Genomic DNA, 26,481 nt, shown 5'->3' with positions numbered 1-26,481 from the left:
ATGGAGCCGTTGCGCGGCGCCGACCCGGCATCGATCGCGGGCCACCGGCTGCTGCGGCGGCTCGGCGCGGGCGGCATGGGCGTGGTGTACCTGGCCCGTTCCACGGGTGGTTCGCTCACCGCGGTGAAGGTGATCCGCGCGGCACACGCGCACGACGCCGGTTTCCGGGCGCGGTTCCGCCGCGAGGTGGAGACCGCGGGCCGGGTGACCAGCTCATGGGTGGTGCCGCTGCTCGACGCGGACCCGGACGCCGTATCGCCGTGGCTGGCCACGGCGTTCGTGCCGGGACCCTCGCTGTCGGAGGCGATCGAGGAGTGCGGGCCACTGCCGTACCACTCGGTCCGGGTACTGGGGGCGCGGCTCGCCGAGGCACTGGAGGCCGTCCACGGCGCGGGGCTGATCCACCGGGACGTCAAACCCGGCAATGTGCTGCTGGCGGTCGACGGCCCCCGGATGATCGACTTCGGTATCGCCCGAGCCCCGGAGGACACCGCGCTGACCGCGACCGGGATGGTGGTCGGCTCCCCCGGGTTCCTCTCGCCCGAACAGGCCCTCGGCCGGGGCCGGGAGATCGGCGCCCCGAGCGATGTCTTCTCGCTGGGCTGCCTGTTGGCGTACGCGGTGACGGGCGAGCGCCCCTTCGGCATGGGCGCCGCGGCCGGAGTGCTGATGCGCACGGTGCGCGACGAGCCCGAACTGGACGGGGTTCCAGAACAGTTGGTCCCGTTGCTGCGGGCCTGTCTGGCGAAGGACCCCGGCGCCCGACCCACGGTGACGGACATCCGCCGAACCCTGGAGGAGAACGCCGGGGGCGACGAGGGCGGCGGCTGGCTGCCGGAGTCGCTCACCGCGCTGATCGCCCGCCGGTCGGCCGCTGTCCTCGCGCTGCCCGCCGTCGCGGCGACCGAGGTGTCGGGGACGACGACGGCGGTCGACGCCGCGCCCCAGGTCGGCCGGGTCGCCTCGCGGCGCCGCTTCCTGGTGCTCGGCTCGGCCGCCGGGGTCGTCGCGGCGGGCGGAGGCGCGGCCTGGTGGACGGCGGGCCGGTCCCGGAACACCTCGGCCGGCGGCGGCGCCGGCCCGCTGCCGCGGTTGGCGGTGGCCCTGCACGCCGACCTCAGCGGCAGCGGCCGGACCCTGGGACACGCCCAGGAGAACGGCGTACGCCTGGCAGTCGACCACCTCAACTCGCGCAAGGGCCGTGGCTTCGACGTGGCGCTCCAGGTGCACGACGACGCGGGCAGCCCCACCCAAGCTCAGACCGTCGCGCGGCGGCTGGCGGCCGACGAGCGGGTCCGGGCGGTGATCGGACCGACCACCGACGCGTGCACCGAAGCCGTCCTCGGCCTCTACCAGAAGGCTCTTCTCCCCATGGTCACCGTGTCGGTGGGGGTCGTCGTGAGCGCCACCCCCTACACGGTGTACGCGGCCACCCGGCCCACCGACGACGTACTGTCGGCGCCGATCATGGCGTACCTCAAGCGCACCGTCGAAGCCCGCAGGACAGTGCTCGTCGACGACGCGGCCGAGGGAGAGGTCAGCTGGCAGCTCTGCTCCGGTGTCGCCGAGGCCCTGCCGTCCGGGAACACCGCGATCCCCCGCACGCTCGCCGCCGACGCCTCCGACCGCGACTTCCGTTCCCTCGCCGAGTCGGTGACGACCGCCCGGGCGGACGCGGTGGTGTTCGGCGGCGGATACGCGCGCGCCGCGAAGCTGTCGCGCGCCCTGCGGACGGCCGGATACGCGGGCGCCCGCCTGGCCACCCATCGCGTCCTGGACCCGGACTTCCTCACCGCGGCGGGCGACACGGCCGAAGGCTGGATCCTCGCCGCCCCCTTCCTCGACCCCGCCCGGGTGACAGCCGCCAAGCCCTTCGTCACCGCCTACCGCGAACGCTTCCGCACGACGCCGCCCTGGTACTCGGCCGAGGCGTACGACGCGACGCTGTTCGTCGCCGATGTCATGGCGACGCTGGGCCCGTCCCGCGCCGAACGGGGGGCGATCACGGGCGGGTTGCGGGACACGGACTACCGGGGGATCACCAAGGAGTTGCGCTATACGGGCCTCAGTACGCGCTTCACCATGGAGGCCCTGTATCTGTTCCAGGTGACGGGCGGGAGGTTCCGCTGGCTGGGGCAGTTCAGGGACGCCACGGCGTGAGGAGAGCGGGCGACGACCCCGCGACCCGGCACACGACGAGCGCGCTGGCCCGAGCCGTCGCAGCCACCCTCGGCCCGCCCCTGCACGGCAGAGGTGTCTTCCTCAACTCCGGGCCACGGTCCGGTCACCGTACGGCACAATCACAGCACCGGCGCTCGTGGGCGGTCGGTCCGTGCTGAGCACGTCGGATCGCCGGGGGGCGCCATGGGCCGGAAAAGAATTCCCGACGGGTTCGCGCTGCGCGCCTCGGCCTTCGTCGCCTGCAATCTGCTGTACCTCGCCGCCCACTTCCTCCTCTCCTGGAGCGGGTCGCTGCACGAGCAGCGGATGCTCCAGGACGCGCCCCGGCAGGCCCAGGAGCTGATCTCCGCGGCAGCCCGCCTGCGCGCGGTCGCCCACCCCGCCGGCCCCGCACTGACCCAGCCGGAACGGACGGCGCTGCGGGACATCGACGCGGCGGCCCGCTCCCTCCAGCACGCCGCGCCTCCCGGTCATTACCGGGCCACCCTGTCGCTGGAGTTGGCGACGGAGTCGCTCGAGCAGTGGCGAAGCTATCGCCGGACAGGGTCCCTGCCGAAGGATCCCTGGGCGGAGCAGGCGAGCGATCGGTGCCCCGGGAGGGCCCTGCCGACCCGGACGGACCCGGCGTGCGATCTGGCCTTCGCGGAAACATACTTGCGTGACGTGCCGTCAGATGTCGCCGGGGAACGGCGGCGCACCGCTGCGGACGTCACCCGCAAACGCGGCGCGTTCGTGACGTATGGCGCCGCCGGCCTGCCCTTTGCTGCGAGTTGGGTGCTCCTCGCGCGGCGTCGGCGTCGGCGTGGTGTGCAGATCGCGTCCGATGTCGTGCGGATGGCCCGCGAGCTCACTCCGGTCCGGCCCTGGTGGTACCGATCTCTCCACGGTCTCCTGACCGGCGTGGCGTATGTCCTCTTGCTGGCAGGGATTTTCGGCGGAACGGCCGCCGTCACGGCGTGGGGTCTGGGCATCGACCTCGGTGTCCGGGCGTTGCTGTTGGTCGGCGGCCTGACGCTCGCGGTCTCCGGCTCCGTCCTCCTGCGTCACTCCCGGCCCCGGGCCCGGGTGGACCCGATCCGGGCGCTGGCCCGCGGCGGGCGGGCACCGGTGCTGTACCTGCGCAGTTTCGTGGACGACGAAGAGGCGGCTCGCACGGGTGACAACCCCCTGCCGGGGATGCTGCAGCTCGTGGGGTTCGAGACCCGCGAGGAGCTCTTCGCCACGGTCCTCGGCGCCTTCGGCCCGGTCGTGGCCGTCGGCCGACCCGACGAACGGCTCCCCCCGATGGGAGCCGTACGCCTGTACTTCCCCTCGGACACCTGGCAGTCGGCCGTGGCTCGGCTGATGGAGCAGTCCCGGCTGGTGGTCATCCGGCTCGGGGAAGGCGAGCAGTTGTGGTGGGAGTTCGATCACGCCGTGCGGCATGTGCCGCCGCAGAAGGTGCTGGCCCTGCTGCCTGGTCAGCCTTTGCCGGCTGGACTGACCGAGCGGCTTGACGCCTCGCTGCCGGCGCCTTCCGGCGCGGCCGACGCGGTGCACCTCAGTGGCAACGGCTGGGCTTCGGCCGTTGTGTCCTTCGATGCGCAATGGCGGGCGCGGGTGTGCCCGGTCGGTCCGCTGCCCGGGGAGAAGAGCCACCTGTCGCCCGCGCACGAGGTGGCGAAAGCCCTCCAACTCGCCCTGGCGGCAGTCGGCGTACGGCGCCGGGGGCTCGGATTTCGGATGAACACCGCCCGGCTCTCGCGCATGGGCAAGGCTTTCCTGGTCATCCCGCTTCTCGCCCTGGTCGTGCACGCCGGGATGCTGATCAGCGAATTGCGACGGTGATCGACGGGAGGGGCGCGGCGTGGGTTGAATGGGTCCATGGCGCGGCGAGATCGTGTGGCGAAGACCCGACCTCCCATCGGCATGCCGAGCGGCATCGTTCTGCTGGCAACGCCGGACGGGTACCGCCACAGTGTGCTCACCGAGAAGGGCGGGATGATCTGCGGGCGCCTTGGCAACCTGCCGCCCAACGCCGATGCGGCCGGCGCACGGGCCGCTGCGGCCGCCCTGGTCGTGGCGCTCGCGCACGACGTCCACCACACTGACGTCGATGTGATCTGGGATCCGCCGCAGCAAGCCGGGTCCTGGACGGCTCAGGTCTCCGTCGCCGCGGCCTCGCCGGGCGCCTGACGTACGGCCGTCCTGCGAGCGGCGACCTGGTCTGCGGCACACGCGAGCAACATGCAGACCCTCGGTACGGCAGTGCCGGCGGGATCAGACATGATGCACGGCATGTCTGATGGGCCGTACTCCGCGCTTGCCGACGCGCATCTTCCCGGCGATCTGGCTCAGCGCTGGACAGCGCTATTGCGTCCTTGTGCACGTCTGCGGCGGACCGACGCCGGCGAGGCGGTCGTGGCCGTTCTGGGCGGGGCCCCGCATCTGCCCGCCGGGGTCGCCTGGCCCGAATGGCCCGGCCGCGGGCCCTTGTCCTTCATCGCGTCGGTGCGGTGTGCCGCTCTGCCCCACGAGGGGCTCGGCGAGGAGTTCCCGCAGGACGGCGCCCTTCTCTTCTTCTGCTTCGACGGTCAGACGCAGGCAGACGCCGTCGTGTGCGTCGACGACGCCGAGACCTGGGTCGGCGCCCAGGTGCTGTACGTACCGGAGAACACACCCGTCTTCGCGGCTGAGACGCCATCCGTCCTGGAGCCGTACCCACGTGTCGAACTGACCGCGGCGGGCGAGCAGAGCGCGCCCGATCTGTGGCTGCCGCAGGTCAGACGGGCGCTGCTGGGCGACATGCGTGCCTGGCCGTCCAGTCGGCGCGACACTCCGGGCGAGCTCGCGGCGTTCGTCCGTGCCTTCGCGCGCCTGCGCACCCGGATCGACCACCAGATCGGCGGTCATGCCTGCCCCCTTCAGGGCCCGGTGGAGTACGAGATCGCGGAGGCGACGCTCGCCGAGAGGCGCGAGTGGGGTGATCCGGCGCTGGACGAGGAAGCCGATCGTTGGGTTCTGCTCGCGCAGTTCGCCGGCGAGAACGAGAGGAACATGATGTGGGGCGGTGAAGGCGCGCTCTACTGGCTCATGCGCCCCGCCGATCTCGCTGCGCGCAGGTTCGACCAGGTTCGGCTCGTCATCCAGGCGTAGGCGTCGTCGGGACCGGCGGAAGGCCCCGGGCGGATGAGCCGGGCGGTGCGGTGTCGTACGCCCACGGCCCCGGTCGCCGTCGGGTACCTGTTCGGCACGAGGTGCGGGGGCGCCCGCCCGATGCTGGAATGGGCTGACGGAAGTCACCCCTGCGGTCGCCGACGTGCCGGCCCGGGTGCACTTGCTCCGGACGCCCCGTTGGACCGAATCCGCTTCTGGGGAGTGGTCGTGAACACAGAGCTCGACGACATGGGACCTGTCGACTACCTGGTCCTCGAATTTCCCGGCAACCGCATGACGGGAGAGGGATTCCCCCTGCTCCTCGATCTCGTCGACCGCGGCATCATCCGCATCCTCGACCTGGTGTTCGTCCGCAAGGACGCGGACGGCTCGGTGGCCGGGCTGGAACTGCAGGAGCTCGGCGAAGGGGTCGACCTCACGGTGTTCGAGGGAGCCTCCTCAGGCCTGCTCGACCACAGCGACCTTCAGGATGCCGCCGCGGCACTGGAGGCCGACACCTCCGCCGCGATCCTCGTGTACGAGAACACCTGGGCCGCGCCGCTGGCCCGCGAGCTGCGACGCGGCGGCGCCGCGATGGTGGCCAGCGGGAGGATCCCGGTGCAGGCACTGCTGGCGTCGCTGGAGGCGATCGAGCGGGCCACCCCGCCGACGTCGAGCGGACCGGTGAACGTCTGACGACGCCGGACCCTACCGGCGAGCCGCGCACGGCCCGCTCACCGGCCGGCCACGCCCGCACTCACCCCCCTTCATCACTCGACTTGGGAGATGACGCAGCATGCCAGGACTTCTTCGAGGCATCGCACGGACCGCGGTGATCTCAGGCACCGCCACCGCGGTGTCCAATCGCGTCTCCAGGCGTCAGGCCGGCCGCTGGGCAGAACAGGAGCAGCGGCAGCCCGCTTACGAGCAGCCTGCTGCCGCCCAGCCTCCGGCTCCGCCCCAGGCGCCGGCACCGTCCTCCGCGGGCGACGACATGACCAACAAGATCGACCAGCTCAAGCAGCTCGCCGACCTCAAGGCGCAGGGAGTCCTGACCGACGAGGAGATGCAGGCGCAGAAGCGCCAGATCCTCGGCTGACGGGCACCGGGAGCGGCACGATCACCGTTGGGCGGCGGTAGCTCCTCCGGCTGGCTCCCGTCAGTCCTCGCGCGCCGTCCGGTGAGGCTGTGGCGTCTGCCAGGACAGTTCGATCTCCAGGTCTATCTCGCCGTCCTCCAGCTCGACCTCGATCTCGGTGCGGAGCTCGTCCGGGATCCGCACTGTCAGCCGACCCGGGCCGAGATCCAGCTCCGCCTGGCCACCGCGTCGGAGCGCCGCTGCCACGGCCTCGAGCTGGTCGGCTGCCTCGACGCGTGACAGCGTCCGCTTCTGTTCGAATTCGAGATCGCTCACGGTGCCTCCCAGATCCTGAAGAGCGGACGTCTTTCATTGTCACGCCGCTTCGCCGCATCGGCCCGGCGAGGCGGCGGTAGTCCGAAGTGGCGGACCTCGGCAGCCGTGGGACGCTGGGAGAAGACTCGTGAACAGGCACATGGCCGGTAACCGGCCCGTGATGACATCCCGGGTCGGCAAAGGGGCCGCACCGCAGCCGTGGCCCGCACCGCGGCCGACCGTGTCCAGGCGCGGTAATCGAACATGCCGCCGACGGCACCACGCCTCGCCCGAGACCCGCCCTCACCCCAGAGGAGCCATCCCGTGTCCACGATCCCTCGTTCCCCCGGCCAGCCGCTCGCTGGGGGCCTCGCGCCGCCCGAGGATCCCTTCGCCACTGGGCGGGCGGCGCGCGAACGCCTCCCGCTGGGTATGCACGGTGAGTGGGCCCCCTCCCCCCAGCGGCGTGACCTCGTGGAGATCCTGGAAGAGGAGGCGGCGCCGCGGATCCCTGAGCTGCTGCCGTTCCGGTACAGCCGTATGACGGGTTCCCTGTCCGCCTTCTACCGGGGCACTCCCGCCGTCATGGCCGCCGACCTGGCCGGGCGCCCGGACTCCGGGCTGACCGTGCAGCTCTCGGGAGACGCGCACCTGTCCAACTTCGGCCTGTTCGCCTCCCCGGAGCGCCGACTGGTCTTCGACCTGGACGACTTCGACGAGACCCTGCCGGGCCCCTTCGAATGGGACGTCAAGCGCCTGGCCGCCAGCATCGTTGTGGCCGCGCTCGACAACGGCGCGACCCAGGAGACCGCCGCAGCCGCGGCGAGTGAGGCCGCCCATGACTACCGTGTGCATCTGAGCGAGCTCGCCTCTGCCACCGAACTCGCCGTCTGGTACGAGCACATCGCGGCCGACGACCTGCTCCAGGAGGTCGGCAACTCCCTGCAACAGGCCCGGCTGCGGCGCACCCTGGACCAGGCGCGACAGACGGACAGCGACAAGGCCGTCGCCAAGCTCACCGAGCCCGGTCCCGACGGACGGCCCCGTTTCGTCCACGCGCCGCCCCTGGTCGAACCGGTCGGGGAGGAGGACCGTGCCACGGTGGAGCACGCCTTTGAGGACTATCGCGCCACCCTGCCGTCGGCCCAGGCCAGGCTGCTGGACCGCTTCCGCATCCTGGACGCGGCCCGCAAGGTGGTCGGTATCGGCAGCGTCGGGACCCGCTGCTGGGTCCTGTTGCTGGAGGGGCGCGTGGCGGGCGAACTCCTGCTGCTGCAGGCCAAGGAGGCCGAGCCTTCCGTCCTCGCCCCTTACGTGCAGGTGCCCGTCGCCCATGAGGGACGGCGCGTGGTCGAAGGACAGCGGCTGCTTCAGGCGTTCGGTGACATCTTCCTCGGGTGGTCGACCGGGCCCACCGGACGCCACTTCTACTGGCGGCAGTTGCTCGACATGAAGGGGTCCGCGGCCGTCCAGAGCCTGTCCAACAGCTTGATGCACCAGTACGCCGGCCTCTGTGGCCGCGCGCTGGCCCGCGGCCACGCCCGCTCCGGCAACCGCGTCGCCATCGCCGCCTACCTGGGCGACGACGACTCCTTCGACAGGGCCGTCGCCTCCTTCGCCGTCGGCTACGCGCACCAGACGCAGGACGACTACATCACCTTCTCCCAGGCCATCGCCGACGGCCGCCTGCCCTCCCTCCCTTCCTGAACCCCCCGGGCGACATCCAGGCGGCAGTCGCGACTCAAGACCGTGCCAGGCGGTGGCTGCTCGACTGGCCGATCGTGAAGCTCTGACAGCGGAACCGTTCGACCGACTCAGTGGTGCCCGGGCCGACGTGCCGTGACAGGCGCGCCGCCGACGCTCACGCGTCGCCCGCTTAGCAACCCTGACGGTCATAATATTATGGATGTCAGATCACGAACTGGGCTGGGGTGCGAGGCGATGGCCTCGCCGAGCGACGGGAGGAAGCGCGTGGCGCGCTATGCCAAGGAGCACAAGCAGGTCACGCGGCAACGGATCATCGAGCAGGCCGGCCGACGGTTCAAGCAGGACGGGATCGACGGATCGGGCATCTCCACGCTGATGTCGGACGCCGGGCTCACCAACGGAGCCTTCTACGCCCACTTCGCCTCCAAGGACGACCTCGTCGCCAACGTCGTCGCCGCCGAACTGCGCTCGCAGGTGGCGATGTACGACACACTGCGGCCAGGTCGCCTCGGACTCGAGGACCTGATCCGCGAGTATCTGTCGCCCGGGCACCGCGACGAGCCGGGCACCGGATGTCCCTCCGCCGCGCTTCTCGACGAGATCGGCCGCTGTGAGGACGCGACCAAGGAGGCTTACAGCGAGGGGGCGAAAGCCATCCTGGAGGAGATCGCGGCCCGGCTGGCCCCTGGCGATCCGAAGTCCGCCCGCGGTAAGGCCATCGGGCTGTTCAGCATGATGGTGGGGACCGTGCAACTGTCCCGCGCACTCTCCGACCAGAAGTCGGCCGACGAGGTCCTCGAACAGGGGATTGAGAACGCTCTTGCGTTCATGCGCTGAGACATCGGTGGATCGCAGGAGGGAGGGCGTCAGAGACGCCCGCGCCTCCTCCGGAGCACGCACGCGACGATGTGCGGCTGTCCAGTGGGGCACGGGCGGCTTTTCTGCTGGAGCCCGGAGAACGTCACGGCCAGGGAGGGCACGCCCCGGCACCGGGCCCTTATGAACGTTCGAGAAACTCGAGGGCTTTCGCCACGAACTGCTCGTGGAACTGGAAGATGCCGCCGTGGCCGGCGTCGGGGTAGATCACCAGCTCGGCGTTGGGCAGCCGTCGCGCCAGATCCGCCGAGTTCGGTGTCGGCACCATCCTGTCGTGGTCGCCGTTGGCGACGAGCACGGGCTGTTGGACGCGGGACAGATCATGGGGCCGCTCAAGTCCCCAGCGGTGAATGGCCTTGAGCTGGGCGCCGTACGCGGTGAGGGAGATGGTCTTGTCCCGGTCGTCGGTGCGCTCCTTCAGACGGGCCAGGAACTCCTTTCCGGCTCGTCGCCCGTTGGCGGTGCGCGTGAAGAACAGGAACTGCTTGGGGTCCTGGAGGGTGAACAACGCCCGGACGGTGTCGAGATGCGACACCCGCGTCACGTTCTTGATGCCCTCGCCGCCTGCCGGACCCGTGCCGGTGAGGATCAGCTTGCGGACGAGCTGCGGATCGGTCTGCACGATCACCTGGGCGATCATGCCGCCCATCGAGAAGCTGAGGATGTCGACCCGCTCGAGCCCGAGCGCCCGGATGAACGTGACGGCGTCCTTCGCCATCTCCTGGATCGTCTTCGGCGTCGATCCGGTGGTGGCGCCGACGCCCCTGTTGTCGAAGGTGATGACCCGGTGCTTGGCGGCGATGCCGTCGACGACGCGGGGGTCCCAGTTGTCCAGCACCGCGGCGAGGTGGGTGATGAAGACCACCGGGACGCCGGTCCTGGGGCCGAGGTCGCGGTAGGCGAAGGTCACTCCCCCGGCGGTGAGGGTGTGGGTGGGTGCGTTCTTGTACGAGGTCACCACGTCGTCTCGTACGCCTTGTGCGTCGTTCACGGCTGTGCCCTTCGGTTCGAGGAGGTGCGCGCAGTTCCATGGGAGGTCTCGGCTGCGGCCGCACTCTGCTGGTCGAGAGTCGGCACTCGGAAGGAGTCACGCCCCTGCGGATGCCAGGCCCCTCAGCCTCATGTCGACCATTACATTATGACCGTAATTTAATCGACCGCAAGCCGGCGAGCCGTAGGACCGAGTTGCGACCCGGGCACCCGATGCTTACGATTACGATCGTAATTTAATGGACCTCGGCACGTTGCGCCAGCTCCGCCCGAGGCACGAAACGGAGACAACGATGAGGGCCTTCCTGGTCGACCGCTACGGCAGCCGAGCCGGCCTGCGTGCCGGTGAGGTTCCGGACCCGGAGCCTGGCGCGCACGACGTCCTGGTCCGGATTCGCGCCGCGAGTGTCAACCCGCTCGACCGGATGATCCTGGACGGGAAGATGAGGACGGTCCTGCCGTACCGGGTCCCGTTCATCCTGGGCAACGACCTGGCCGGGACCGTGGTCGCAGTGGGTACGGCCGTCACACGGTTCAGGGTGGGCGACGACGTCTACGCACGGCCCGACAAGAACCGCATCGGCACGTTCGCCGAACTCATCGCGGTGCACCAGGACGACCTGGCGATCAAACCGGCCGCGCTGAGCATGGAGGAGGCCGCGTCCCTTCCCCTGGTCGCGCTGACCTCGTGGCAGGTGCTGGTCGAACGGGCCCGCGTCCAGCCTGGTCAGAAGGTCCTCGTCCATGGCGGGTCCGGCGGTCTGGGGACGATCGCCATCCAGCTGGCGAAGGAGCTGGGCGCGCAGGTGGCCACCACGACGAGCACGGGCAACGTCGACGTGGTGAAGAGTCTGGGGGCGGACGTCGTCGTCGACTACAAGACACAGGCGTTCGAGACCGTCCTCCACGACTACGACCTGGTCCTGGACTCGCTCGGCGGCGAGACTCTGACGAAGTCACTGGACGTGCTCAAACCGGGCGGAAAGCTCATCAGCGTCGCAGGCCCTCCCGACGCCGAGTTCGGCAGGGAGCTGGGCGCGAACCCGGTCATCCGGCTGGCGATGTCGGCACTGAGCTTCCCGACCCGACGGCGCGCCCGGCGACGCGGCGTCACGTACTCCTTCCTGTTCATGAAGGCCGGGGGTGACCAGCTCCGTGAGCTCACCGCGCTCATCGACGCCGGGAAGATCCGACCCGTCGTCGACACCGTCTTCCCCTTCGCATCGACCCCGCAAGCACTGGAGCACGTCGCGGCGGGGCACGCGAAGGCCGGCAAGGTCGTCGTCCGGATGACGTGAGGAAACCCTTGTGACCAACCCCCCACCCAGGAGCTCATGATGGCCCCGAAACGACCTGTAGCACTCGTGACAGGCGCCTCCTCCGGCATCGGAGAGGCCACGGCCCTCGCCCTCGTCGAAGCGGGTTTCGAGGTGATCGGAACCAGCCGGAACACCTCGAAGGTCACCCCCCGCGACGGTGTGACCTACCTCGACCTCGACGTAAGCAGTGACACCTCGGTCGCCACCCTCGTCCAGCAGGTCATCGATCAGTTCGGCCGGATCGACGTCCTGATCAACAACGCCGGCATCGGCTCGTCGGGCGCCACCGAGGAAAGCTCACTGGCGCAGCACCAACATGTCTTCGACATCAACGTCTTCGGCGTCATCCGCATGACGAAGGCCGTCCTGCCGCACATGCGCGCCCAGGGCCGTGGCCGCATCATCAACCTGTCGTCGATCTACGGCTTCATCCCCCAGCCGTACATGGCCGCCTACATCGCGTCCAAACATGCGGTCGAGGGCTATTCCGAGTCCGTGGACCACGAGGTCCGTGAGTTCGGCGTGCGGGTCCTGCTCGTCCAGCCCGGCGGGACCAGCACCGCGTTCGAGGGCAACCTCGTACAGCCCGACACGCCGCTACCCGCCTACGCCCAACAGCGGCGCCTCGTCGACCAGTTGGTCGCCGAGGCGGTCACCGGCGGCGACGCCCCCATCGTCGTCGCCCGGACCATCGTCACGGCCGCCACCGCACGCAAGCCGCGACTGCGCTCCACCGCCGGATCGCTCGCCCGGCGCCTCAGCCTGCTACGCCGCATCGCTCCCGCCCGGGTCTTCGACCAGCAGATCCGCAAATTCAACAAACTCGCGGCCTGACGCCCCCGCCTCCCATCGGCGCGGATCACGCTCTGCCCGCGACCCCGCGACCCCGCGAGCCTCAGCGAGGTGACCGCGCGTCGGAGCCGCTCCTCGTCGCAGCCATCACGGTGAGCCGCTCCAGGATCGGGACAGCAGCCTTTTGGCCGGCCTCTCTCCCCTCCGGGCACCGAGCGCCCCGCGACGGCGGCTGGAAATCCCCATGTACGGTCAGCTCGACTCCTCGCTCGACAGTCACACTCAGTTGCCCTGATCTGGCCGATGAACCGGATACGCAAAGGAGTTGAGATCGTGGCGCGTGCCTGGCTGTCCATCCGGGTGGAGCTGGTCTCCGGCCAGGGTGCGGATCTGCGGCCGCGGCCTGGACGCATCTTCGCCGCGACACGGTCGCGCTTCTTCGCCGAGTTCGCCACGGCCATCGATCTCGCCTTCGGCCGCTGGGACGAAGGCGAGGGGGAGTCGTCGATGCCGAAGCGCCCAACCCGCGGTCTCGGCGGCCTGCCTCCGATCCTGCCGGGGTGGGGCGAACCCCGCCAAGGATGACCTCACTCTGCGTGCGCACAGCGGCCGCCAGTGGGGTATGGGCGTGGCCACAGTGCTGAGCGAGCGCCAGTCCGCCCAGTCGGAGGTTTGCGGGTGTGCCCCTCGGCCTATGTGAGGGGAAAGTTGAAATAGGTGTCCGGATACGGCTCGTTGTCGAGCGTGTAATGCCACCACTCGCGCTCGTACGCGCTGAAACCGCAGGTCTCCATGATGGACCGCAGATGCTTACGGTTCTGCGCTTCGACGGAGGTGATCCCTTGTGCGCCATGGTGCGAGACGGGGTCCATCAGGTCGTGGTCGCCGCCCATGGGGACGAGTTCGCCGGTGGTCCGGTGATAGAGCGTGAGGTCGACGGTGCTGCCCCGGCTGTGGCCTGATCTGGCGGCCACATAGCCCTTCTCGAACATCTCGGTCCTGCCGATACGGGGATAGTGCCGCGACTTCGTCCGGCCGTCCTCCGGCTGCTGCGCCCAGCGCAGAAAACAGTCGACGGCGTGCTGTGGGCGATAGGCGTCCCACAACAGTAGGCCGAAGCCCAGTGATGCGGCCTGCTCCCGGGCGTTCTCCAGGGCCGCGCACAGTGCCCTCGTACCGACGACTCGGTTGGCCAGATATCCGTCCACCGGTTTGCCGGTGAAGTTGTCCCATGTGGCGTACTTGGCATCCCAGCGTATGCCGGATATCAGGTCGTCCACATAGACGAAGTCGTCCTTGGAGACCGAGTCGTCCATCGTCGACTCGGTCGGCTGTATCGGCTTCATCGAGGCCTTCCCGTCAAGGCGAGGGACACCGCCCGGTCGATCACCTCGGAGAGCGGCAGGCCCGCGGCCGCCATCATCCTCGGGTAGCGGCTGTACGAGGTCATGCCGGGGAGGGTGTTGACCTCGTTGAGGACTACTTCTCCGTCCTCCTTGAGGAACATGTCCACCCGCGAAAGACCGCGGCATCCCAACGCGCGGTACACGGTCCTGGCCGCCTCCTGGACGAGCAGCCGCGACTCTTCCGGGATGTCGGCCGGAACGATGGCCGTGGAGTTGTCGGAACCGGTCTCGGGGGTGTCTTCCTGGTGGATCCGGAAGAATCCGTGCGAGAGCGCGATACGGTCCACCTCGCCCGCGATGAGATCCGAGCCGTTCCCGAGGATCGCGCAGCCGATCTCGCTGCCGACGACGGCCTCCTCGATCAGCACCTTGGAGTCGTACTGCCGTGCCGCTTCCACCGCACTCGGGACCTCCTCCGGTCGGGACACCTTGGTGACGCCGAAGGACGACCCCGATCGGGCCGGTTTCACGAAGACCGGATAGGTGAGTTGGGCGGGGTCGAGGATGTCGTCCGTGGTGACGGTCCAGAAGTTCGGGGTGGCGATGCCCGCGCTTCGGGCGACGACATAGGCCAGGGACTTGTCCATGCAGAGAGCGGAGCTCTGGACGTCGCAGCCCACGTAGGGGATGCCGGAGAGCTCCAGCAGGCCCTGCATCGCGCCGTCCTCGCCGAGGGTGCCGTGCAGCACGGGCAGGACGACGTCCAGTCGTACCGTTCCGTAACTCCCCTGCTCCAGCGTGAGAAGTCCGTGCACGTCGCTGTCCGGAGACAGCACGACGGGGCGGCAGTTGCCGTTCTCCCACTCCGCGTCGGGGCCGCCACCGTCGCCGTCATAGAGTTTCCAGGCGCCGTTCTTTGTGATGCCGATGTAGAAGGGGTCGTACTTCTCGGGGTCGAGGTTCCGGGCCACTTCGCGCGCGGACTTGACGGAGACGGGGTGCTCCTCGGAACGGCCCCCGAAGACGATGCCGACCTTGAGCCTAGGCATGCTGATTCCTGCTTTCGAATGTCAGGCAGTTGGTGAGGGAGTTCTGCACGGTGTCGCGCAGGGCGTGATCCGTGTAATAGGCGGTGTGTGGGCTGATGACCGCGTTCGGCAGCTCCTGCAGCCTCAACAGGGCTTTGGATTGCAGGGGTTTGTCCCGGCAGTCGGCGTAGAAGATGCCTTCCTCGCCTTCGACTACGTCCAGCGCCGCGCCGCCCAGTCGGCCGCTCTCCAGTTCCTGGAGAAGGGCCTCGGTGTCGATGAGCGCGCCACGTCCGGTGTTGACGATCAGGGCGTCGTTCTTCATCTGCGCCAGGCGCTGCGAGTTCAGCAGATGGTGCGTGGCAGCGGTGAGTGGTGCGTGGAGAGTGACCAGGTCGCTGCGCCGCAGCAGTTCGTCGAGAGGAACGTATTCGACGGCATCGGCGGGATGGTCCACGGGGCGATGGTCGTGGGCCAGGACGGGGCAGCCGAAGCCGCGGAGCCGGTCCATGACCGCGGCGCCGATACGGCCCGTACCGATCACCCCGACGGTCAGGTCGCGCAGTTCCTTTCCGCGTGCGTCGCTCAGCCGGTAATCGTGCATGTCGGTGCGGCGGACGAGGGATTTCGCGTCCCGTATCGCCATCAGCATGAGCATCAGCGTGTAGTCGGCGACGCTGTCCGGAGAGTAGGAGACGTTTTCGACCAAGATGCCGACGCTGACCGCGTGTTCCAGGTCGATGTGGTTGTATCCGATGCTGCGCGTGGAGATATACCTGACGCCGGCTCCACGGAGCGCACGCAGTGTGGCAGGGGTGACGGGCGTTTTGTGGCCGACGCTGATGCACCGGCTGCCGGAGGCCAGTCCGGCATTGGCTTCGGACACCGGTGCGTCGGTGATGGTCGGCCGCACACCGAGACCGGGCGCCAACTCGCGGAACAGAGCGGCTTCGTCCGGGCCGCACCCGTACATGGTGATGCGGGTCGTTTCGCTGTGGGTCATGGCTGCAGTCAAGGCGGGGCGCTGTTGCCGGAACGTATGGGTTTTTCGATATGCCCGCGATACGCCCAACTCCCTTGACTGGGCAGATGACTTACTCAATACCGGAGATGGCCTTCAGGGGATCGGCGTGATCCCGCTCGGGCTCGGTGAGATCGCCGAGATCGTCGGCGGAACGACCGAGGGCGACGGCTCTGCGACCGTGACCGCGCCGGCCGTGATCGACAGTCGGCAGGCCGGACCGGGTGGCCTTTTCGTCGCCTTCGCCGGCGCGCAGGCCGATGGCCACGACTTCGCGGAACAGGCCGGGCGGGCCGGTGCGGTGGCCGTGCTCGGCTCCCGGCCCACGCCGCTGCCCACCGTCGTCGTCGAGGACGTACGGGGTGCGCTGCAGAGGCTCGCCGCGCCAGTCGTGGCCCGGCTGCGCGAGGGACTGACCGTTGTCGGGGTGACCGGCTCGCAGGGCAAGACCGGCACCAAGGACCTGCTGGCGGCCGTGCTTTCGGAAGCCGGGCCGACCATCGCCACGGTGGGCTCGCTCAACAACGAGCTCGGTGTGCCGCTCACCATGCTGCGCGCCGACGCGGACACCAGATTTCTCGTTCTGGAGATGGGTGCCCGTCATGTCGGAGACATCGCCGCGCTCACCGGGCTGGTCGCGCCTGACATCGCCGTCGTCCTCAACGTCGGACTGGCTCACCTCGGCGAGTTCGGGTCGCGCGCGCCGCCATCGCCAGGACCAAGAGCGAACTGGTGCAGGGACTTTCGCCCGGCGGCACCGCCGTCCTCAGCGCCGACGATCCCCGGGTGACCGCAATGCGGGCGCTCACGGACGGTCCAGTACTGACCTTCGGCCGGGCGGCCCATGCCGACGTACAGGTACTCGACCTGACCCTCGACCGGCTCGCCCGGCCGTCCTGCACACTGCGGACCCCCGTCGGCACGACTCACATCTCCCTGCCGCTCATCGGCGCCCACCAGGCACCCAACGCGTCGGCTGCCGTGGCGGCGGCGCTCGCGGCCGGTGTGCCGCTCGCCCTGGCCACGGCGGCCCTGGCCAGCGCCACGTTGTCCCCCTGGCGCCTGGAGTCGCGCGGCCTCGCCTGCGGTGCGACGCTGCTCAACGACTCCTACAACGCCAACCCCGACTCGACCCGCGCCGCCCTGGACGCGCTGGCGGCCATCGCGGGCGGACGCCGCATCGCCGTACTCGGCGCCATGCTCGAACTCGGCGACGACGACAGCGAGGCCGAGCACCGCGGCGTCGGGACGTACGCCGCCGCCCGGGCCGACGTGGTGGCCGCCGTCGGCGAGGTCGCCCGCCCGATCGCCGACGGCGCGGGAGAGGGGGCGTTGGTCCTCGCCGACAACGACGCGGCCGTCCACTGGCTGCGCGACCACCTCACCACCGGCGATGTGGTCCTGGTCAAGGCGTCACGCGGGGCCCGCCTCGACGAAGTCGCCGCCGCACTGGGCTAGTTCAGTGCCCGCGCCGCCTCATGTAGAGGTCGAAGGCCCGGTAGACCATCGGCCGCAGTGGCAGGTCCCACTCACCGACGTAGCGCACCGCCCGCCCGCCGGTGCCGACCTTGAACCGGACCAGGCCGACGTGCGGGTCGTCGGCATCGAGGGTGGGGGTGATGCCACGAAGGTCGTAGACATCGCAGCCGGCCGCGAGGGCGTCGCGGATCATCGCCCACTGGCAGGCGTGGGAGCCGCGCACCTCGCGCTTGTCGGTGGCGGAGGCGCCGTAGGCGTACACCGCGTGGGTGCCGACCCGGACCAGGACGGTGGCGGCGGCCAAGTCGCCCTGATGGCGGGCCAGATAGAGCGTGATGCGCTCGGGGTCCTCGGCGCTCAGCGCCGCGAACATGGTCTCGAAGTAGCGCAACGGCCGGGGCGTGAAGCGGTCGCGCTGCGCGGTGTGGACGTACAGGTCGTGGAACGCCTTCAAGTCTGACGGGCTACCGGTGCCGGCCGTGACCTCGACGCCTTCCCTGGCCGCCCTCTTGATGTTCCGGCGCCACTGCTGGCTCATGCCCCTGAGCAGGTCGTCCTCGGTCCTGCCCGCCAGCGGGATCTCGTACTTGAACTGCGGATGCCCGATCCCGAACCCGTCCTGCGGGTTCTGCGGCAGCCAGCCCGCCGCCCTGAGCTCGCTGCTCACACGGGCCCCGGCCGGATCTCCCCACTGGCCGGGCAGGTCGGTCAGCCGCCGGACTTCGGGGGCGGCGATGCCCTCCTTGACCTGGGCGGCGCTCCACATGTCGGTGACCACCGGTGGGCCGAGCCGGATCGCGAACGCGCCGTGCTGCTTGAGGTAGGCCGCCAACGGATCGAGCCAGGCGCCGATCTCGCCGCTCCAGTCGATGACCGGGCCCTCGGCCAGATACGCCAGCGTGAAGCGGTCGAGCCGCGGCACCGGGCGGTGCAGGACGAGCCCGGCGCCGACCAGGCGCCGACCGCGGAACCAACCGAGGGATTCACTGCGCCACTCGGTCTTGACGCGACCCCACGCCGGCGTCTGGAGAAAGCTGACCGACCGCTGGGTCCGCACGAACGCCAAGTGCTCGGCGGCGCTGATCGCCCTGACGACCGGAGTCCCGGCTGCTGCTCGTACTGGTTCGCTGGAGGACATGCCGGGAGTCAAGGCGGCGGGGTGTTGCCCGGGCGTATGCGGTTCTCGATACGCGGACGATATGTGTCGCCTCGTCATGTCGGTGCCGTGCGTGCGCCCTTCGTTTCCGTGTTGGAGGGTGGTGCCAGGCCCACCCCCGCCGGGGTGCTGGGCCGCTGGTTCGCTCAGCGGGCCGCTCATAGCGTCGGAGCATGACGGATGCCACGAACGACCAACGAACCGGTACTACCAGGCGGACGGCACTGCGCGGTCTGGGACTCGCGGTGGGAGGTACGGCGCTGGCCGGCGGGCTCGGAACCTCACGAGCGGCGGCGGCGCCACGTCGAGGGCCCACCACCTACGTGCTGGTGCACGGTACGCACAGCGCGGGCGCTTTCTGGATGCCGATCGCGCGGGAGCTGACGCTGCGCGGTCACCGCGCCGTGATGGTGGATCAACCGCGGCACGGGGCGGAGGCCTTCGTCCCGGAGTCGTACCAGCGGCAGGACCTCGACGCGATGGCGGTCGAGCCCTCGCCGCTGAAGGGACTCGGACTGGACGACTACGAAGCACGCGTCACGGGTGCCGTGCGGCGCGCGGCGCACAACGGCCCGGTGGTGCTGGTCGGGCACAGCCTGGGCGGCGTATCGGTCAGCCGTGTCGGCGACGCCGTCCCGCACCTGCTTCACCACCTCTGCTACATGGCGGCCTTCTGCCCCAGCCGTACGCTGCCCACCGCGGACGCCTGCACAGCGGCACCCGAGAACGCCGACGCCGTCAGCCCGGTCGAGCTGACGGTCGGTGACCCGGACCGACTCGGTGTGCTGCGGCTGAACTTCCGGACCGGCGACAGCCGTGCCCTGGCCCTCCTGAAGGAGATGATCTGCGCGGACTACCCCGACGCCGACTTCCGCCGGATTCTGGCCGGCATGCAGACCGACGAGCCCATCGCCGCGTACGCCGGCCGAGCGGTCGGCCGGGCTGACAGGTGGGGGCGCGTTCCCCGCACGTACCTGCGCTTCGGTCAAGACCGGACGATCGCCACCGCGCTCCAGGACAGGATGGTCGCGGAGGCCGACGTACTCACACCCGGCAACCGCTTCCGTGTGCATGACTTTCCCGAGGCGTCACACGTGGGCCCGCTGAATCCCGCCTCCGTCGCGGAGGCGCTGGACGCACTCGCCGCATGAGCACAGCCGGGGACGGACTCGCCGCCGGCTGACCGCACCTCGTCCGCGACAAAGCGCGGGATCATGAGGCAGGCTGCCGGCATGAAATCTCGAACTGATGGCATGTGGTGGGGAACGGCGATCGAGGCGCCCGACCCCAGCGGCTTGGCGAGGTTCTACGCCGAACTCCTCGGCTGGACCGTCGGACACGAGGAACCCGGAACCGCCATCGTCGCCGCCTCCCCGCAAGGGCCGTTCTTCGTATTCCAGCAGGCCGAAGGCTACCGCGCTCCGGTGTGGCCACCGATCGACGGCCAGCAGCGTCCCATGATGCACTTCGACTTCCAGGTCGGCGACCTGAACTCAGCCGTCGCGGAGGCCGTCGCCCTGGGCGCAACGATGGCCGAGGAGCAGCCGCAAGAGAATGTCCGAGTGCTCCTCGACCCCGCCGGACACCCTTTCTGCCTCTGTCTCGACGAGGGATGACCGGCTCACCGACACTGGGCTCCCCTCACCGCGCCGGAGGCGCTGATGCCCGCTGCTGAACTGCGGGACCAGATCGACCGGGCCCGCCGCCTGATCGCCGATCACTTGGGCCACCCCGACGCGCTGCGCCGCCAGGAACAGCGGCTTGCTGCCTGGGGCGAGCCGGCCGGCGGTTTCCTGGAGACTGTCGGCTTCGTCCGCGGCCTTGCCCTGTACCAGGCGCAGCGCGGTCAGCCCGAGTGGCCCTGTCCGCAAACGGGCCAGGCGATGTGGCAGAGCGTCACCCGCCTCCTTGATCCGCAAGCAGCCGGGCCGGACCTCTTCGCCGGGCTGCCCACCGAGCTCGATTCGGACGTCCGCCGCCAGGTCCAGGCCCTGCGCCTTGCCTCCACCGGCATCTCCCCGGCCTCGACCATCCGCTGGGTACGCCTCCTCAGCACGGCGTACGCCGTCGCCGAGAACCAGGCCTGAGCGGACCGCAGAGCCGCAGAAGGCAGGGTGAGGGGCCTCCGCGGTCGGGCCCGGTGCGGTCACAGCAGTCGGTCGACCAGGCCGTCGATGTAGTCCGGGGTGAGCGGGACCATGCCGAAGAGGACGCGGATGTACATCGGGGCCAGGATGTGGTCCAGCACCTCGAACGCGTCGGGTGCCTCCTCGCCGCGGTCGCGGGCACGATCGAGCATGGCCTGTAGTTGCCGGGTGCGTTCGGCGCGCAGGTCGGCGCCGGCCTGCATGCCCTGCTGGCCGCTGCTCGACAGGGCGACGGCCAGGTGCAGCACCGCCGGACCGTCGGGTCCGGTGATCTCGCGGGCCACTTGGGCCGCGTACGTGCGCAGGTCGCCGTCGAGGGTCCCGGTGTCGGGCATCGGCGACTGCGCGTTGAGGCGGGTGAGCGCCACGTCGGCGAGCAGGGTTTCCAGGCTGCCCCACCGTCGGTAGATGCTGCTGTCGGCCACCCCTGCGCGGGCCGCGACCTCGCCGACGGTGAAGTTGCCGTAGCCGCGTTCACCGACCAGGTCGGTGACGGCCTGGTGCACCTGCGCGCCGACACGGGCACTGCGCCCGCCGGGCCGCCGGGCTCGTTGTCCCTCATCATCCATGCCACCACCTTAACGCAGTTATCGCTTGCGTTTACGACGCGAACCTCCCTACAGTGCTCTAACGCAGCCATCACCTGCGTTAGGCAGCTGAGCTGTATCGCCGCCCGTACCGGCCGCAGCCGGCGCGGACAACCATCAAGGGGGACCCATGGCCGTATCGGACGCGAGGGCAGACAGTCGGTCGCACCAGACCCTGCTGCTCGCCCTGACCTGTCTGGGCCAGTTCATGGTCCTGCTCGACAACACGATCGTCGGGGCGGCACTGCCCGACATGCAGCACCGGCTGCACACCCAGCTCACCGGTCTGCAGTGGATCGTCGACGCGTACGTCCTGCTGGTCGCCATGCTGCTGATGTCCGGCGGCGTCTTCGCCGACCGCTTCGGCCGCAAGCGGGTGTACCTGACCGGCGTGGTGGTGTTCACGGCCGCGTCCCTGGTCTGCGCCCTCGCGCCCACCCTCGGCTGGCTGATCGCCGGCCGGGTGCTCCAGGGCATCGGGGCCGCGGCGTTGAGCCCTGCCTCACTCGCCCTGCTCGCCGCCGCCCATCCCGTGCCGCAGGAACGGATGAAGGCGATCGGGATGTGGGCCGGATTCAGCGGGATCGGTCTGGCCGCGGGGCCCGTGGCCGGCGGCGTCCTGACGGAAGCCTTCGGCTGGCCCGCGATCTTCCTGGTCAATCTGCCCATCGGCATGATCCTCGTGCTGGTCGGCCTGCGCCACCTCGGTGAGTCCCGTAATCCCAACGCCCCCGCGATCGACATCCCGGGCACGGTGTTGTCGGTGCTGGCGGTGGGGTCGCTGACCTACGGGCTGATCGAGGGCGGTGCCCGCGGCTGGACCTCACCGGTCATCCTGGGCAGCTTCGCCGCCGCGGCGATCCTCCTCGCGGCCTTCATCGCCGTAGAAGCCCGTCGTCGCGCACCCATGCTGCCGCTGCGGCTGTTCGGGCAACGCCTGTTCACCGTCTCCAACACCGCCATGGTCGTGGTGGGGTTCGCGCTCATGGGTTCGTCGTTCTTCTTCTCCCAGTTCTTCGTCTACGTCCAGGGCAGCTCGATCCTGCGCGCCGGCCTGCAGACCCTGCCGATGTCCCTCGCCATGGTGGTCGTCAGCCCGTATGCGGGCCGGCTCGCCGCCCGGTACGGCTTCCGCGTCGTGGTCACCGTCGGTCTGGCCCTGGCCGGAGGGGGGTTGGTGGCACTGGGAATGGTGCACGCCGACACCGGCTACGGGAACGTGTGGTGGCGGCTGGCAGTCGTCGGCGTCGGCTTCGCCCTGACCCTGTCCCCCCTGACCGGCGCCGCCATCCAAGCGGTCAGCCCGCAGGAAGGCGGCCTCGCCTCAGGGGTCAGCAGCACTACCCGGCAGATCGGCGCGGTGCTCGGCGTGGCGCTGCTCGGAGTCGTCGTCCGCACCCGGCAGTCCGACGGCGCCTCCTTCGAGACCGGCCTCAACAGCGCCTTCGTCGCGGCGGGCGCCGTCACACTGGCCACGGCCGTGGTCACGGGTCTGTGGCTGGCGAGGTCCGAACCCGCGAAGGGCCCTGCGGTGGCGTACCGTTCCACCGGTCCTGATACGGCCCCCTCCTCGAACGAGGCATCTGTGAACAGCCGTTGACACCGACGCCATCATGGCCGGAGTCCTGGCCTACGACATCGCACGCATCGCCACCGAGCACGGAAACGGGAATCCCCTTTGAAGCATGTGACCCAGGTGTCCATCGAAGAGCACACGGTTGCCGACAGCGCCGCGGGACCTTACGCCCTCACCACGGGACCGGACGGCGCCCTGTGGTTCACCCTCGTCCACAGCGGCCAGATCGGCCGGCTCGTCCCCGGCGAGGAGCCGACGCGTCACCGGCTCGACCCCGACAGCGGGCCGACCGTCATCGTCCCCGGCCCGGACGGAGCGCTGTGGTTCACCGAGTACCGGGCCGACCGGATCGGGCGGATCACCACGGACGGTGTGATCGACGCATTCGGCGTGCCCACGCCCGGCTGCGGGCCGTTCGGCCTCGCGGCGGGACCGGACGGCGCCCTGTGGTTCACCGAGACCGCCACCGACCGCATCGGCCGCGTCACCGTCGACGGCAGTGTCACCGAGTTCCCGCTGCCCGTCACCGGCGCGTTCCCCTCGGCGATCACCGCCGGCGGCGACGGCGGGATGTGGTTCACCCTCAACCAGGGCAACGCCATCGGGCGGATCGGCATGAACGGTGCCGTCACCCTGCATCCCCTGCCGACGGAGGCCGCGGCGCCGGTCGGGATCGCCGCGGGCCGTGACGGAGTGCTGTGGTTCGTCGAGATCGCCGCCGGGCAGATCGGACGGATCACTCCCGACGGGAAGATCACCGAGTTCCCGCTGCCCGACCGCGCCGCCCGACCGCACGCCGTCACCACCGACGGCGACGGCGTCGTCTGGTTCACCGAATGGGGCGCCAACCGCGTCGGCTCGCTCACCTCCGACGGCTCCATCACCGTCCACGACCTGCCCACCCCCCGCTCCGAACCGCACGGCATCACCGTCGGCCCCGACGGCGCCCTGTGGACCGCGCTGGAGATCGGCTCACTCGCCCGCGTCGCCCCAGCCGACGCAATCGCCTGAACAGGCCACCCCCCTCCCCCATCCCTCGACAGCAACGGCCGCCCATAGGACGGCCGGAGAGGAATTCCCATGAAATACGCGCTCGTGATCTTCGAGACGGACGAGTCGCGCCGCCGCATCCAGGACGACCGGGCCGCGTACCGCAAGGAGTACGAACACTGGATCGGCGGACTCGCCGCGGCCGGAAAGCTGGTGGGCGGCGATGCCCTGGAGACCGAGCACACGGCTCCCGCGACGGTGCGCACCGCGGCCGACGGGACGTCGACGGTGACCGACGGCCCCGCGCAGGCCGGTGAGGAGACCCTCGGCGGCTGGTTCATCGTCGACGTGGCCGACCGCGAGGAAGCCCTCGAACTGGCCAAGAGCCTTCCCACCCCGGAGACCGTCGAGATCCGCCCGATCCTCGAATCCGCCTGAGCGACACCGACGACGACCCCGACGGCACCGGCACGACAGCGCCCGGCGGCCGCGGGGCCGTCGCTGTCGTGCCGCCCGGCTTCGTCGGATCGGGCCGTCGCCGCGTAGCTCGGATCCTGTGCCGTGAGCGAGTCCCGGTACGTCGAAGGGGCGAGCTCGGCGTCACCGCGACCAATCACCTGTGGACAGGGCCCGTTGCAAGGTCGACTTCGGTTGCGTGCCCTACCAGTACGTGGCCGGTCCCGTGACGACCCAGCCCGCGTCGGTGGGTCTGACCCAGAAGCCCAAGGCGACCTCGATCACCTGCGCGCGGTAGGTCATCTCGACGTAGACATGGCTACCGGTGGCGCCCCAGCGCAAGTCCGCGAGATCCAGTTCGCCGAGCCAGGACAGATCCTGCTCCCACTCGCCGCCAGCACGGCTTCTGCTCGCCTCCTCCCCGTCTGCGCTCGCTTCGACGCACCCGGTCCACAGCGACTTGAGCACATGACGGACCGGGTGGTGATCGATGAGCTGTTCGGCCTCAGCGATGCGACCGGCTCGGAGCAGGCCGACGTAGCGGCGAACGACAGCTTCGACGTCCGCCTTGGCAGGGTGCTCCGTCCAGATCCTCACCGCGAGATGGTACGAGTCCGGTCATGGTCCGCGACGGTCATCGGGCGGTCCGGATGTAGCGCGTGAAGACGGCCGCCCCGGACTGCTCTGTGGACAGGCACTCCCAATCGGTGTGGGGGCCTTCGGCGGGGAAGAGGCGTCGGCCGGTGCCAAGGACGGTGGGGAAGGTCAGCAGCCGGTACTCGTCGATCATGTCCGCGGCCCTCAGTTGGTCCACGACGCTCAGGCTTCCGGTGACGATCACGTCCCGGCGTTCGCGCTTGACGGCGTCGGCCGGGTCGCCGTCAAGGAACTGGGAGTTCGACCAGGCCGAAAGGTCGGCGTCGGTCAGGGTGTGGGAGGCGACCAGTTTCGGCGCGGCGTTCATCCGCGCGGCGAACGGGTCGTCGCGGCTCGGCCACAGCCGCGAGAACAGCTGCCATGTGGTGCGTCCGAGCAGCAGCGCTCCCTCGTCCAGCGTGCGGCCGAGGCGGAACTTGTCGCCGGCGACCGCTGCGGTGCCGTGCCGGAACGCCCAGCCGCCCAACGGTGTGCCGTCGGATCCGTCCGGGTCGTTCACGACCCCGTCGAGAGTGGTGAATTCGATGACGATGACACTCACGGTGAGACTCCTTCGGTTCGGTTGTTCACCGGTACGTACCGGCGACACCGTCCCGACTCATCGCTCGCGGCGAAACTCGTCCGCGTCCATCTCGGCGGGCAGGTCGAAGGCGTCGAAGACGCGCGGATCGGCGAACACGACGTTGTGCGCGATGCGGCCGCCCGTGACGGTGAAGACCTGCAGGGTGTGCAGTCGGAGCCCGCCGTCCGGCTGCGGCGCGTACGCGGCGAGCGCGGGCTGGCCGCCCGCCGTCAGCTCCCGGATGCCCCAGCCCGTGCCCCGCATCGCGAACACCCGCTCCATGAACCGTCCGTAGGTGCGGCTGCCCCGGAACCACAGTGGAACGGGCGGCATCTCCAGCACCGCGTCATCGGCCAGCAACCGCACCAGCGCGGGCACGTCCGCCGCCTCGAACGCCTCGATGTAGCGGCGGATGACCGCCCGTGTCCCGGGATCGTCCCGCTCGACGACCGCAGCGGCATCGTCCACGTCGGCGAGAGCAGCGCGGGCGCGTTGCAGCGCGCTGTTGACCGCCGCCACCGTGGTTCCCAGCTGCTCAGCGACCTCCGCGGCGCTGAACGCCAGCACCTCGCGCAGCACCAGCACCGCCCGCTGCCGCGCCGGCAGGACCTGCACCGCCGCCACCCACGCGAGCCGCAGATCGGCGCGCATCTCCATGTCGAAGCGCGCGTCGGGAAACGGCTGTAGCCAGGGAACGTCCGGGGCCGGGACCAGCGGCGCGCCGGGGTCGTCGCTCGGCACGCCCAGGCCGGACGGCAGCGGACGCCGCCCGCGCCCTTCCAGTGCGGTCAGGCACACGTTGGTCGCGATCCGGTACAGCCAGGTCCGCACCGACGCGCGTGCGGGGTCGTAGCGGTCACGAGCCTTCCACGCACGCAGCAACGTCTCCTGCACCAGGTCCTCGGCGTCGTGCACCGAGCCCGTCATCCGGTAGCAGAACGCCACCAACTCACTCCGGTACGGCTCGAAATCCACAGGCTCATCATGCATGCCGCACACCCGTCGTCGAACCGTCCGGCCGCAGACGCGATGCCGAGGCAGACGCCGGCTCCTCGCCCGTCACCGGAGTCACGGGCGAGAAGT

Annotated in this window: 27 protein-coding genes and 1 pseudogene; 18 read left to right on the top strand and 10 right to left on the bottom strand. The window is 70.1% G+C overall.

The features are described 5' to 3' along the window. The 6 genes from OG885_RS43770 to OG885_RS43745 all read left to right on the top strand — a co-directional run bounded on the left by OG885_RS43770 (position 1) and on the right by OG885_RS43745 (position 6,415). Positions 1-2,160, top strand: coding sequence for a bifunctional serine/threonine-protein kinase/ABC transporter substrate-binding protein (locus tag OG885_RS43770; RefSeq protein ID WP_405742370.1), 2,160 nt, complete (start codon positions 1-3; stop codon positions 2,158-2,160). A 204-nt stretch (positions 2,161-2,364) separates the two neighbouring features. Further along, complete coding sequence (locus tag OG885_RS43765) at positions 2,365-4,008, top strand: hypothetical protein (RefSeq protein WP_405742368.1); 1,644 nt, start codon at positions 2,365-2,367, stop codon at positions 4,006-4,008. Between the two features lie 54 nt (positions 4,009-4,062). After that, a complete protein-coding gene (locus tag OG885_RS43760; protein ID WP_405742366.1) occupies positions 4,063-4,356 on the top strand; it encodes a hypothetical protein in 294 nt (97 codons plus the stop codon). Between the two features lie 102 nt (positions 4,357-4,458). Further along, positions 4,459-5,316, top strand: a complete 858-nt coding sequence (locus tag OG885_RS43755) for a YwqG family protein (RefSeq protein WP_405742365.1) — start codon at positions 4,459-4,461, stop codon at positions 5,314-5,316. 249 nt (positions 5,317-5,565) lie between these two features. Next, complete coding sequence (locus OG885_RS43750; RefSeq protein ID WP_405743172.1) at positions 5,566-6,012, top strand: DUF6325 family protein; 447 nt, start codon at positions 5,566-5,568, stop codon at positions 6,010-6,012. A 100-nt stretch (positions 6,013-6,112) separates the two neighbouring features. Beyond that, positions 6,113-6,415 carry an SHOCT domain-containing protein gene (locus OG885_RS43745; protein ID WP_405742363.1) on the top strand — a complete coding sequence of 101 codons (303 nt, stop codon included), beginning with the start codon at positions 6,113-6,115 and terminating at the stop codon, positions 6,413-6,415. Between the two features lie 60 nt (positions 6,416-6,475). Here OG885_RS43745 and OG885_RS43740 read toward each other — a convergent pair whose 3' ends face one another. Beyond that, a complete protein-coding gene (locus OG885_RS43740) occupies positions 6,476-6,730 on the bottom strand; it encodes an amphi-Trp domain-containing protein (RefSeq protein ID WP_405742362.1) in 255 nt (84 codons plus the stop codon). A 312-nt stretch (positions 6,731-7,042) separates the two neighbouring features. Between OG885_RS43740 and OG885_RS43735 the strand changes: the two genes are divergently transcribed. Then, on the top strand, positions 7,043-8,416 hold the full coding sequence (locus OG885_RS43735) for a DUF2252 domain-containing protein (protein WP_405743170.1): 1,374 nt from the start codon (positions 7,043-7,045) through the stop codon (positions 8,414-8,416). A gap of 264 nt (positions 8,417-8,680) precedes the next feature. Next, positions 8,681-9,253, top strand: a complete 573-nt coding sequence (locus tag OG885_RS43730; protein ID WP_405742360.1) for a TetR/AcrR family transcriptional regulator — start codon at positions 8,681-8,683, stop codon at positions 9,251-9,253. Between the two features lie 160 nt (positions 9,254-9,413). On the opposite strand, the gene OG885_RS43725 is transcribed toward OG885_RS43730, so the two are convergent. Next, positions 9,414-10,283, bottom strand: a complete 870-nt coding sequence (locus tag OG885_RS43725; RefSeq protein ID WP_405742359.1) for an alpha/beta fold hydrolase — start codon at positions 10,281-10,283, stop codon at positions 9,414-9,416. Positions 10,284-10,575: 292 nt separating this feature from the next. Between OG885_RS43725 and OG885_RS43720 the strand changes: the two genes are divergently transcribed. The 3 genes from OG885_RS43720 to OG885_RS43710 all read left to right on the top strand — a co-directional run bounded on the left by OG885_RS43720 (position 10,576) and on the right by OG885_RS43710 (position 12,978). Continuing rightward, the gene (locus tag OG885_RS43720) at positions 10,576-11,580 is read left to right on the top strand and encodes an NADP-dependent oxidoreductase (protein ID WP_405742357.1); all 1,005 of its coding nucleotides are present in this window, start codon (positions 10,576-10,578) and stop codon (positions 11,578-11,580) included. Positions 11,581-11,619: 39 nt separating this feature from the next. Further along, entirely contained in the window at positions 11,620-12,435 is an 816-nt protein-coding gene (locus OG885_RS43715; protein ID WP_405743168.1) for an oxidoreductase, read from the top strand. 291 nt (positions 12,436-12,726) lie between these two features. Further along, the gene (locus OG885_RS43710; RefSeq protein ID WP_405742355.1) at positions 12,727-12,978 is read left to right on the top strand and encodes a hypothetical protein; all 252 of its coding nucleotides are present in this window, start codon (positions 12,727-12,729) and stop codon (positions 12,976-12,978) included. A gap of 107 nt (positions 12,979-13,085) precedes the next feature. On the opposite strand, the gene vanX is transcribed toward OG885_RS43710, so the two are convergent. The 3 genes from vanX to OG885_RS43695 are packed head-to-tail and all read right to left on the bottom strand — an operon-like array spanning position 13,086 to position 15,770. Further along, positions 13,086-13,709 (bottom strand): D-Ala-D-Ala dipeptidase VanX, encoded by a 624-nt coding sequence (gene vanX, locus OG885_RS43705; protein WP_405743166.1) that lies wholly within the window; start codon positions 13,707-13,709, stop codon positions 13,086-13,088. Positions 13,710-13,735: 26 nt separating this feature from the next. Further along, positions 13,736-14,788, bottom strand: a complete 1,053-nt coding sequence (gene vanA-Sc, locus OG885_RS43700; protein ID WP_405742353.1) for a D-alanine--(R)-lactate ligase VanA-Sc — start codon at positions 14,786-14,788, stop codon at positions 13,736-13,738. Further along, positions 14,781-15,770 carry a D-isomer specific 2-hydroxyacid dehydrogenase family protein gene (locus OG885_RS43695; protein WP_405742351.1) on the bottom strand — a complete coding sequence of 330 codons (990 nt, stop codon included), beginning with the start codon at positions 15,768-15,770 and terminating at the stop codon, positions 14,781-14,783. Before OG885_RS43695 ends, vanA-Sc begins: the two co-directional genes overlap by 8 nt. 127 nt (positions 15,771-15,897) lie before the next feature. Here OG885_RS43695 and murF point away from each other — a divergent pair. Next, positions 15,898-17,246 (top strand): annotated as a pseudogene (murF, locus tag OG885_RS43690) (UDP-N-acetylmuramoyl-tripeptide--D-alanyl-D-alanine ligase). A gap of 1 nt (position 17,247) precedes the next feature. Here the strand turns inward: murF and OG885_RS43685 are convergent. After that, entirely contained in the window at positions 17,248-18,405 is a 1,158-nt protein-coding gene (locus tag OG885_RS43685) for a lipid II:glycine glycyltransferase FemX (protein WP_405742349.1), read from the bottom strand. Between the two features lie 263 nt (positions 18,406-18,668). Here OG885_RS43685 and OG885_RS43680 point away from each other — a divergent pair, with 263 nt between their 5' ends. From OG885_RS43680 to OG885_RS43670, 3 genes are all read left to right on the top strand, one after another. Next, complete coding sequence (locus OG885_RS43680; RefSeq protein WP_405743164.1) at positions 18,669-19,574, top strand: alpha/beta hydrolase; 906 nt, start codon at positions 18,669-18,671, stop codon at positions 19,572-19,574. A gap of 81 nt (positions 19,575-19,655) precedes the next feature. Continuing rightward, on the top strand, positions 19,656-20,039 hold the full coding sequence (locus OG885_RS43675; RefSeq protein WP_405742347.1) for a VOC family protein: 384 nt from the start codon (positions 19,656-19,658) through the stop codon (positions 20,037-20,039). A gap of 45 nt (positions 20,040-20,084) precedes the next feature. Further along, the gene (locus OG885_RS43670) at positions 20,085-20,510 is read left to right on the top strand and encodes a hypothetical protein (protein ID WP_405742345.1); all 426 of its coding nucleotides are present in this window, start codon (positions 20,085-20,087) and stop codon (positions 20,508-20,510) included. 59 nt (positions 20,511-20,569) lie between these two features. On the opposite strand, the gene OG885_RS43665 is transcribed toward OG885_RS43670, so the two are convergent. After that, complete coding sequence (locus OG885_RS43665; protein ID WP_405742343.1) at positions 20,570-21,139, bottom strand: TetR/AcrR family transcriptional regulator; 570 nt, start codon at positions 21,137-21,139, stop codon at positions 20,570-20,572. Positions 21,140-21,287: 148 nt separating this feature from the next. Here OG885_RS43665 and OG885_RS43660 point away from each other — a divergent pair, with 148 nt between their 5' ends. The 3 genes from OG885_RS43660 (at position 21,288) to OG885_RS43650 (ending at position 24,161) form a co-directional block, all read left to right on the top strand. Next, a complete protein-coding gene (locus OG885_RS43660) occupies positions 21,288-22,757 on the top strand; it encodes an MFS transporter (RefSeq protein ID WP_405742341.1) in 1,470 nt (489 codons plus the stop codon). Positions 22,758-22,844: 87 nt separating this feature from the next. Then, positions 22,845-23,744 carry a virginiamycin B lyase gene (locus OG885_RS43655; protein ID WP_405743162.1) on the top strand — a complete coding sequence of 300 codons (900 nt, stop codon included), beginning with the start codon at positions 22,845-22,847 and terminating at the stop codon, positions 23,742-23,744. A 69-nt stretch (positions 23,745-23,813) separates the two neighbouring features. After that, positions 23,814-24,161 (top strand): YciI family protein, encoded by a 348-nt coding sequence (locus tag OG885_RS43650; protein WP_405742340.1) that lies wholly within the window; start codon positions 23,814-23,816, stop codon positions 24,159-24,161. A gap of 222 nt (positions 24,162-24,383) precedes the next feature. Here the strand turns inward: OG885_RS43650 and OG885_RS43645 are convergent, their stop codons facing one another. The 3 genes from OG885_RS43645 to OG885_RS43635 are packed head-to-tail and all read right to left on the bottom strand — an operon-like array spanning position 24,384 to position 26,388. After that, positions 24,384-24,776 carry a hypothetical protein gene (locus OG885_RS43645; RefSeq protein WP_405742338.1) on the bottom strand — a complete coding sequence of 131 codons (393 nt, stop codon included), beginning with the start codon at positions 24,774-24,776 and terminating at the stop codon, positions 24,384-24,386. 37 nt (positions 24,777-24,813) lie between these two features. Beyond that, the gene (locus OG885_RS43640; protein ID WP_405742336.1) at positions 24,814-25,377 is read right to left on the bottom strand and encodes a dihydrofolate reductase family protein; all 564 of its coding nucleotides are present in this window, start codon (positions 25,375-25,377) and stop codon (positions 24,814-24,816) included. A 57-nt stretch (positions 25,378-25,434) separates the two neighbouring features. Then, positions 25,435-26,388 carry an RNA polymerase subunit sigma-70 gene (locus tag OG885_RS43635; protein WP_405742334.1) on the bottom strand — a complete coding sequence of 318 codons (954 nt, stop codon included), beginning with the start codon at positions 26,386-26,388 and terminating at the stop codon, positions 25,435-25,437. Positions 26,389-26,481 lie beyond the last annotated feature (93 nt).

This window comes from Streptomyces sp. NBC_00028 (assembly GCF_045041065.1).
Classification (GTDB): domain Bacteria; phylum Actinomycetota; class Actinomycetes; order Streptomycetales; family Streptomycetaceae; genus Streptomyces.
This window is presented reverse-complemented; position numbering and strand designations above follow the sequence as displayed.

Coding starts and splice junctions, on each gene's coding strand:
- OG885_RS43770 (WP_405742370.1), top strand. CDS start 1: ATGGAGCCGTTGCGCGGCGCCGACCCGGCATCGATCGCGGGCCACCGG.
- OG885_RS43765 (WP_405742368.1), top strand. CDS start 2,365: ATGGGCCGGAAAAGAATTCCCGACGGGTTCGCGCTGCGCGCCTCGGCC.
- OG885_RS43755 (WP_405742365.1), top strand. CDS start 4,459: ATGTCTGATGGGCCGTACTCCGCGCTTGCCGACGCGCATCTTCCCGGC.
- OG885_RS43750 (WP_405743172.1), top strand. CDS start 5,566: ATGGGACCTGTCGACTACCTGGTCCTCGAATTTCCCGGCAACCGCATG.
- OG885_RS43745 (WP_405742363.1), top strand. CDS start 6,113: ATGCCAGGACTTCTTCGAGGCATCGCACGGACCGCGGTGATCTCAGGC.
- OG885_RS43720 (WP_405742357.1), top strand. CDS start 10,576: ATGAGGGCCTTCCTGGTCGACCGCTACGGCAGCCGAGCCGGCCTGCGT.
- OG885_RS43715 (WP_405743168.1), top strand. CDS start 11,620: ATGGCCCCGAAACGACCTGTAGCACTCGTGACAGGCGCCTCCTCCGGC.
- vanX (WP_405743166.1), bottom strand. CDS start 13,709: ATGGACGACTCGGTCTCCAAGGACGACTTCGTCTATGTGGACGACCTG.
- vanA-Sc (WP_405742353.1), bottom strand. CDS start 14,788: ATGCCTAGGCTCAAGGTCGGCATCGTCTTCGGGGGCCGTTCCGAGGAG.
- OG885_RS43695 (WP_405742351.1), bottom strand. CDS start 15,770: ATGACCCACAGCGAAACGACCCGCATCACCATGTACGGGTGCGGCCCG.
- OG885_RS43685 (WP_405742349.1), bottom strand. CDS start 18,405: ATGTCCTCCAGCGAACCAGTACGAGCAGCAGCCGGGACTCCGGTCGTC.
- OG885_RS43675 (WP_405742347.1), top strand. CDS start 19,656: ATGAAATCTCGAACTGATGGCATGTGGTGGGGAACGGCGATCGAGGCG.
- OG885_RS43670 (WP_405742345.1), top strand. CDS start 20,085: ATGCCCGCTGCTGAACTGCGGGACCAGATCGACCGGGCCCGCCGCCTG.
- OG885_RS43665 (WP_405742343.1), bottom strand. CDS start 21,139: ATGGATGATGAGGGACAACGAGCCCGGCGGCCCGGCGGGCGCAGTGCC.
- OG885_RS43660 (WP_405742341.1), top strand. CDS start 21,288: ATGGCCGTATCGGACGCGAGGGCAGACAGTCGGTCGCACCAGACCCTG.
- OG885_RS43650 (WP_405742340.1), top strand. CDS start 23,814: ATGAAATACGCGCTCGTGATCTTCGAGACGGACGAGTCGCGCCGCCGC.
- OG885_RS43635 (WP_405742334.1), bottom strand. CDS start 26,388: ATGCATGATGAGCCTGTGGATTTCGAGCCGTACCGGAGTGAGTTGGTG.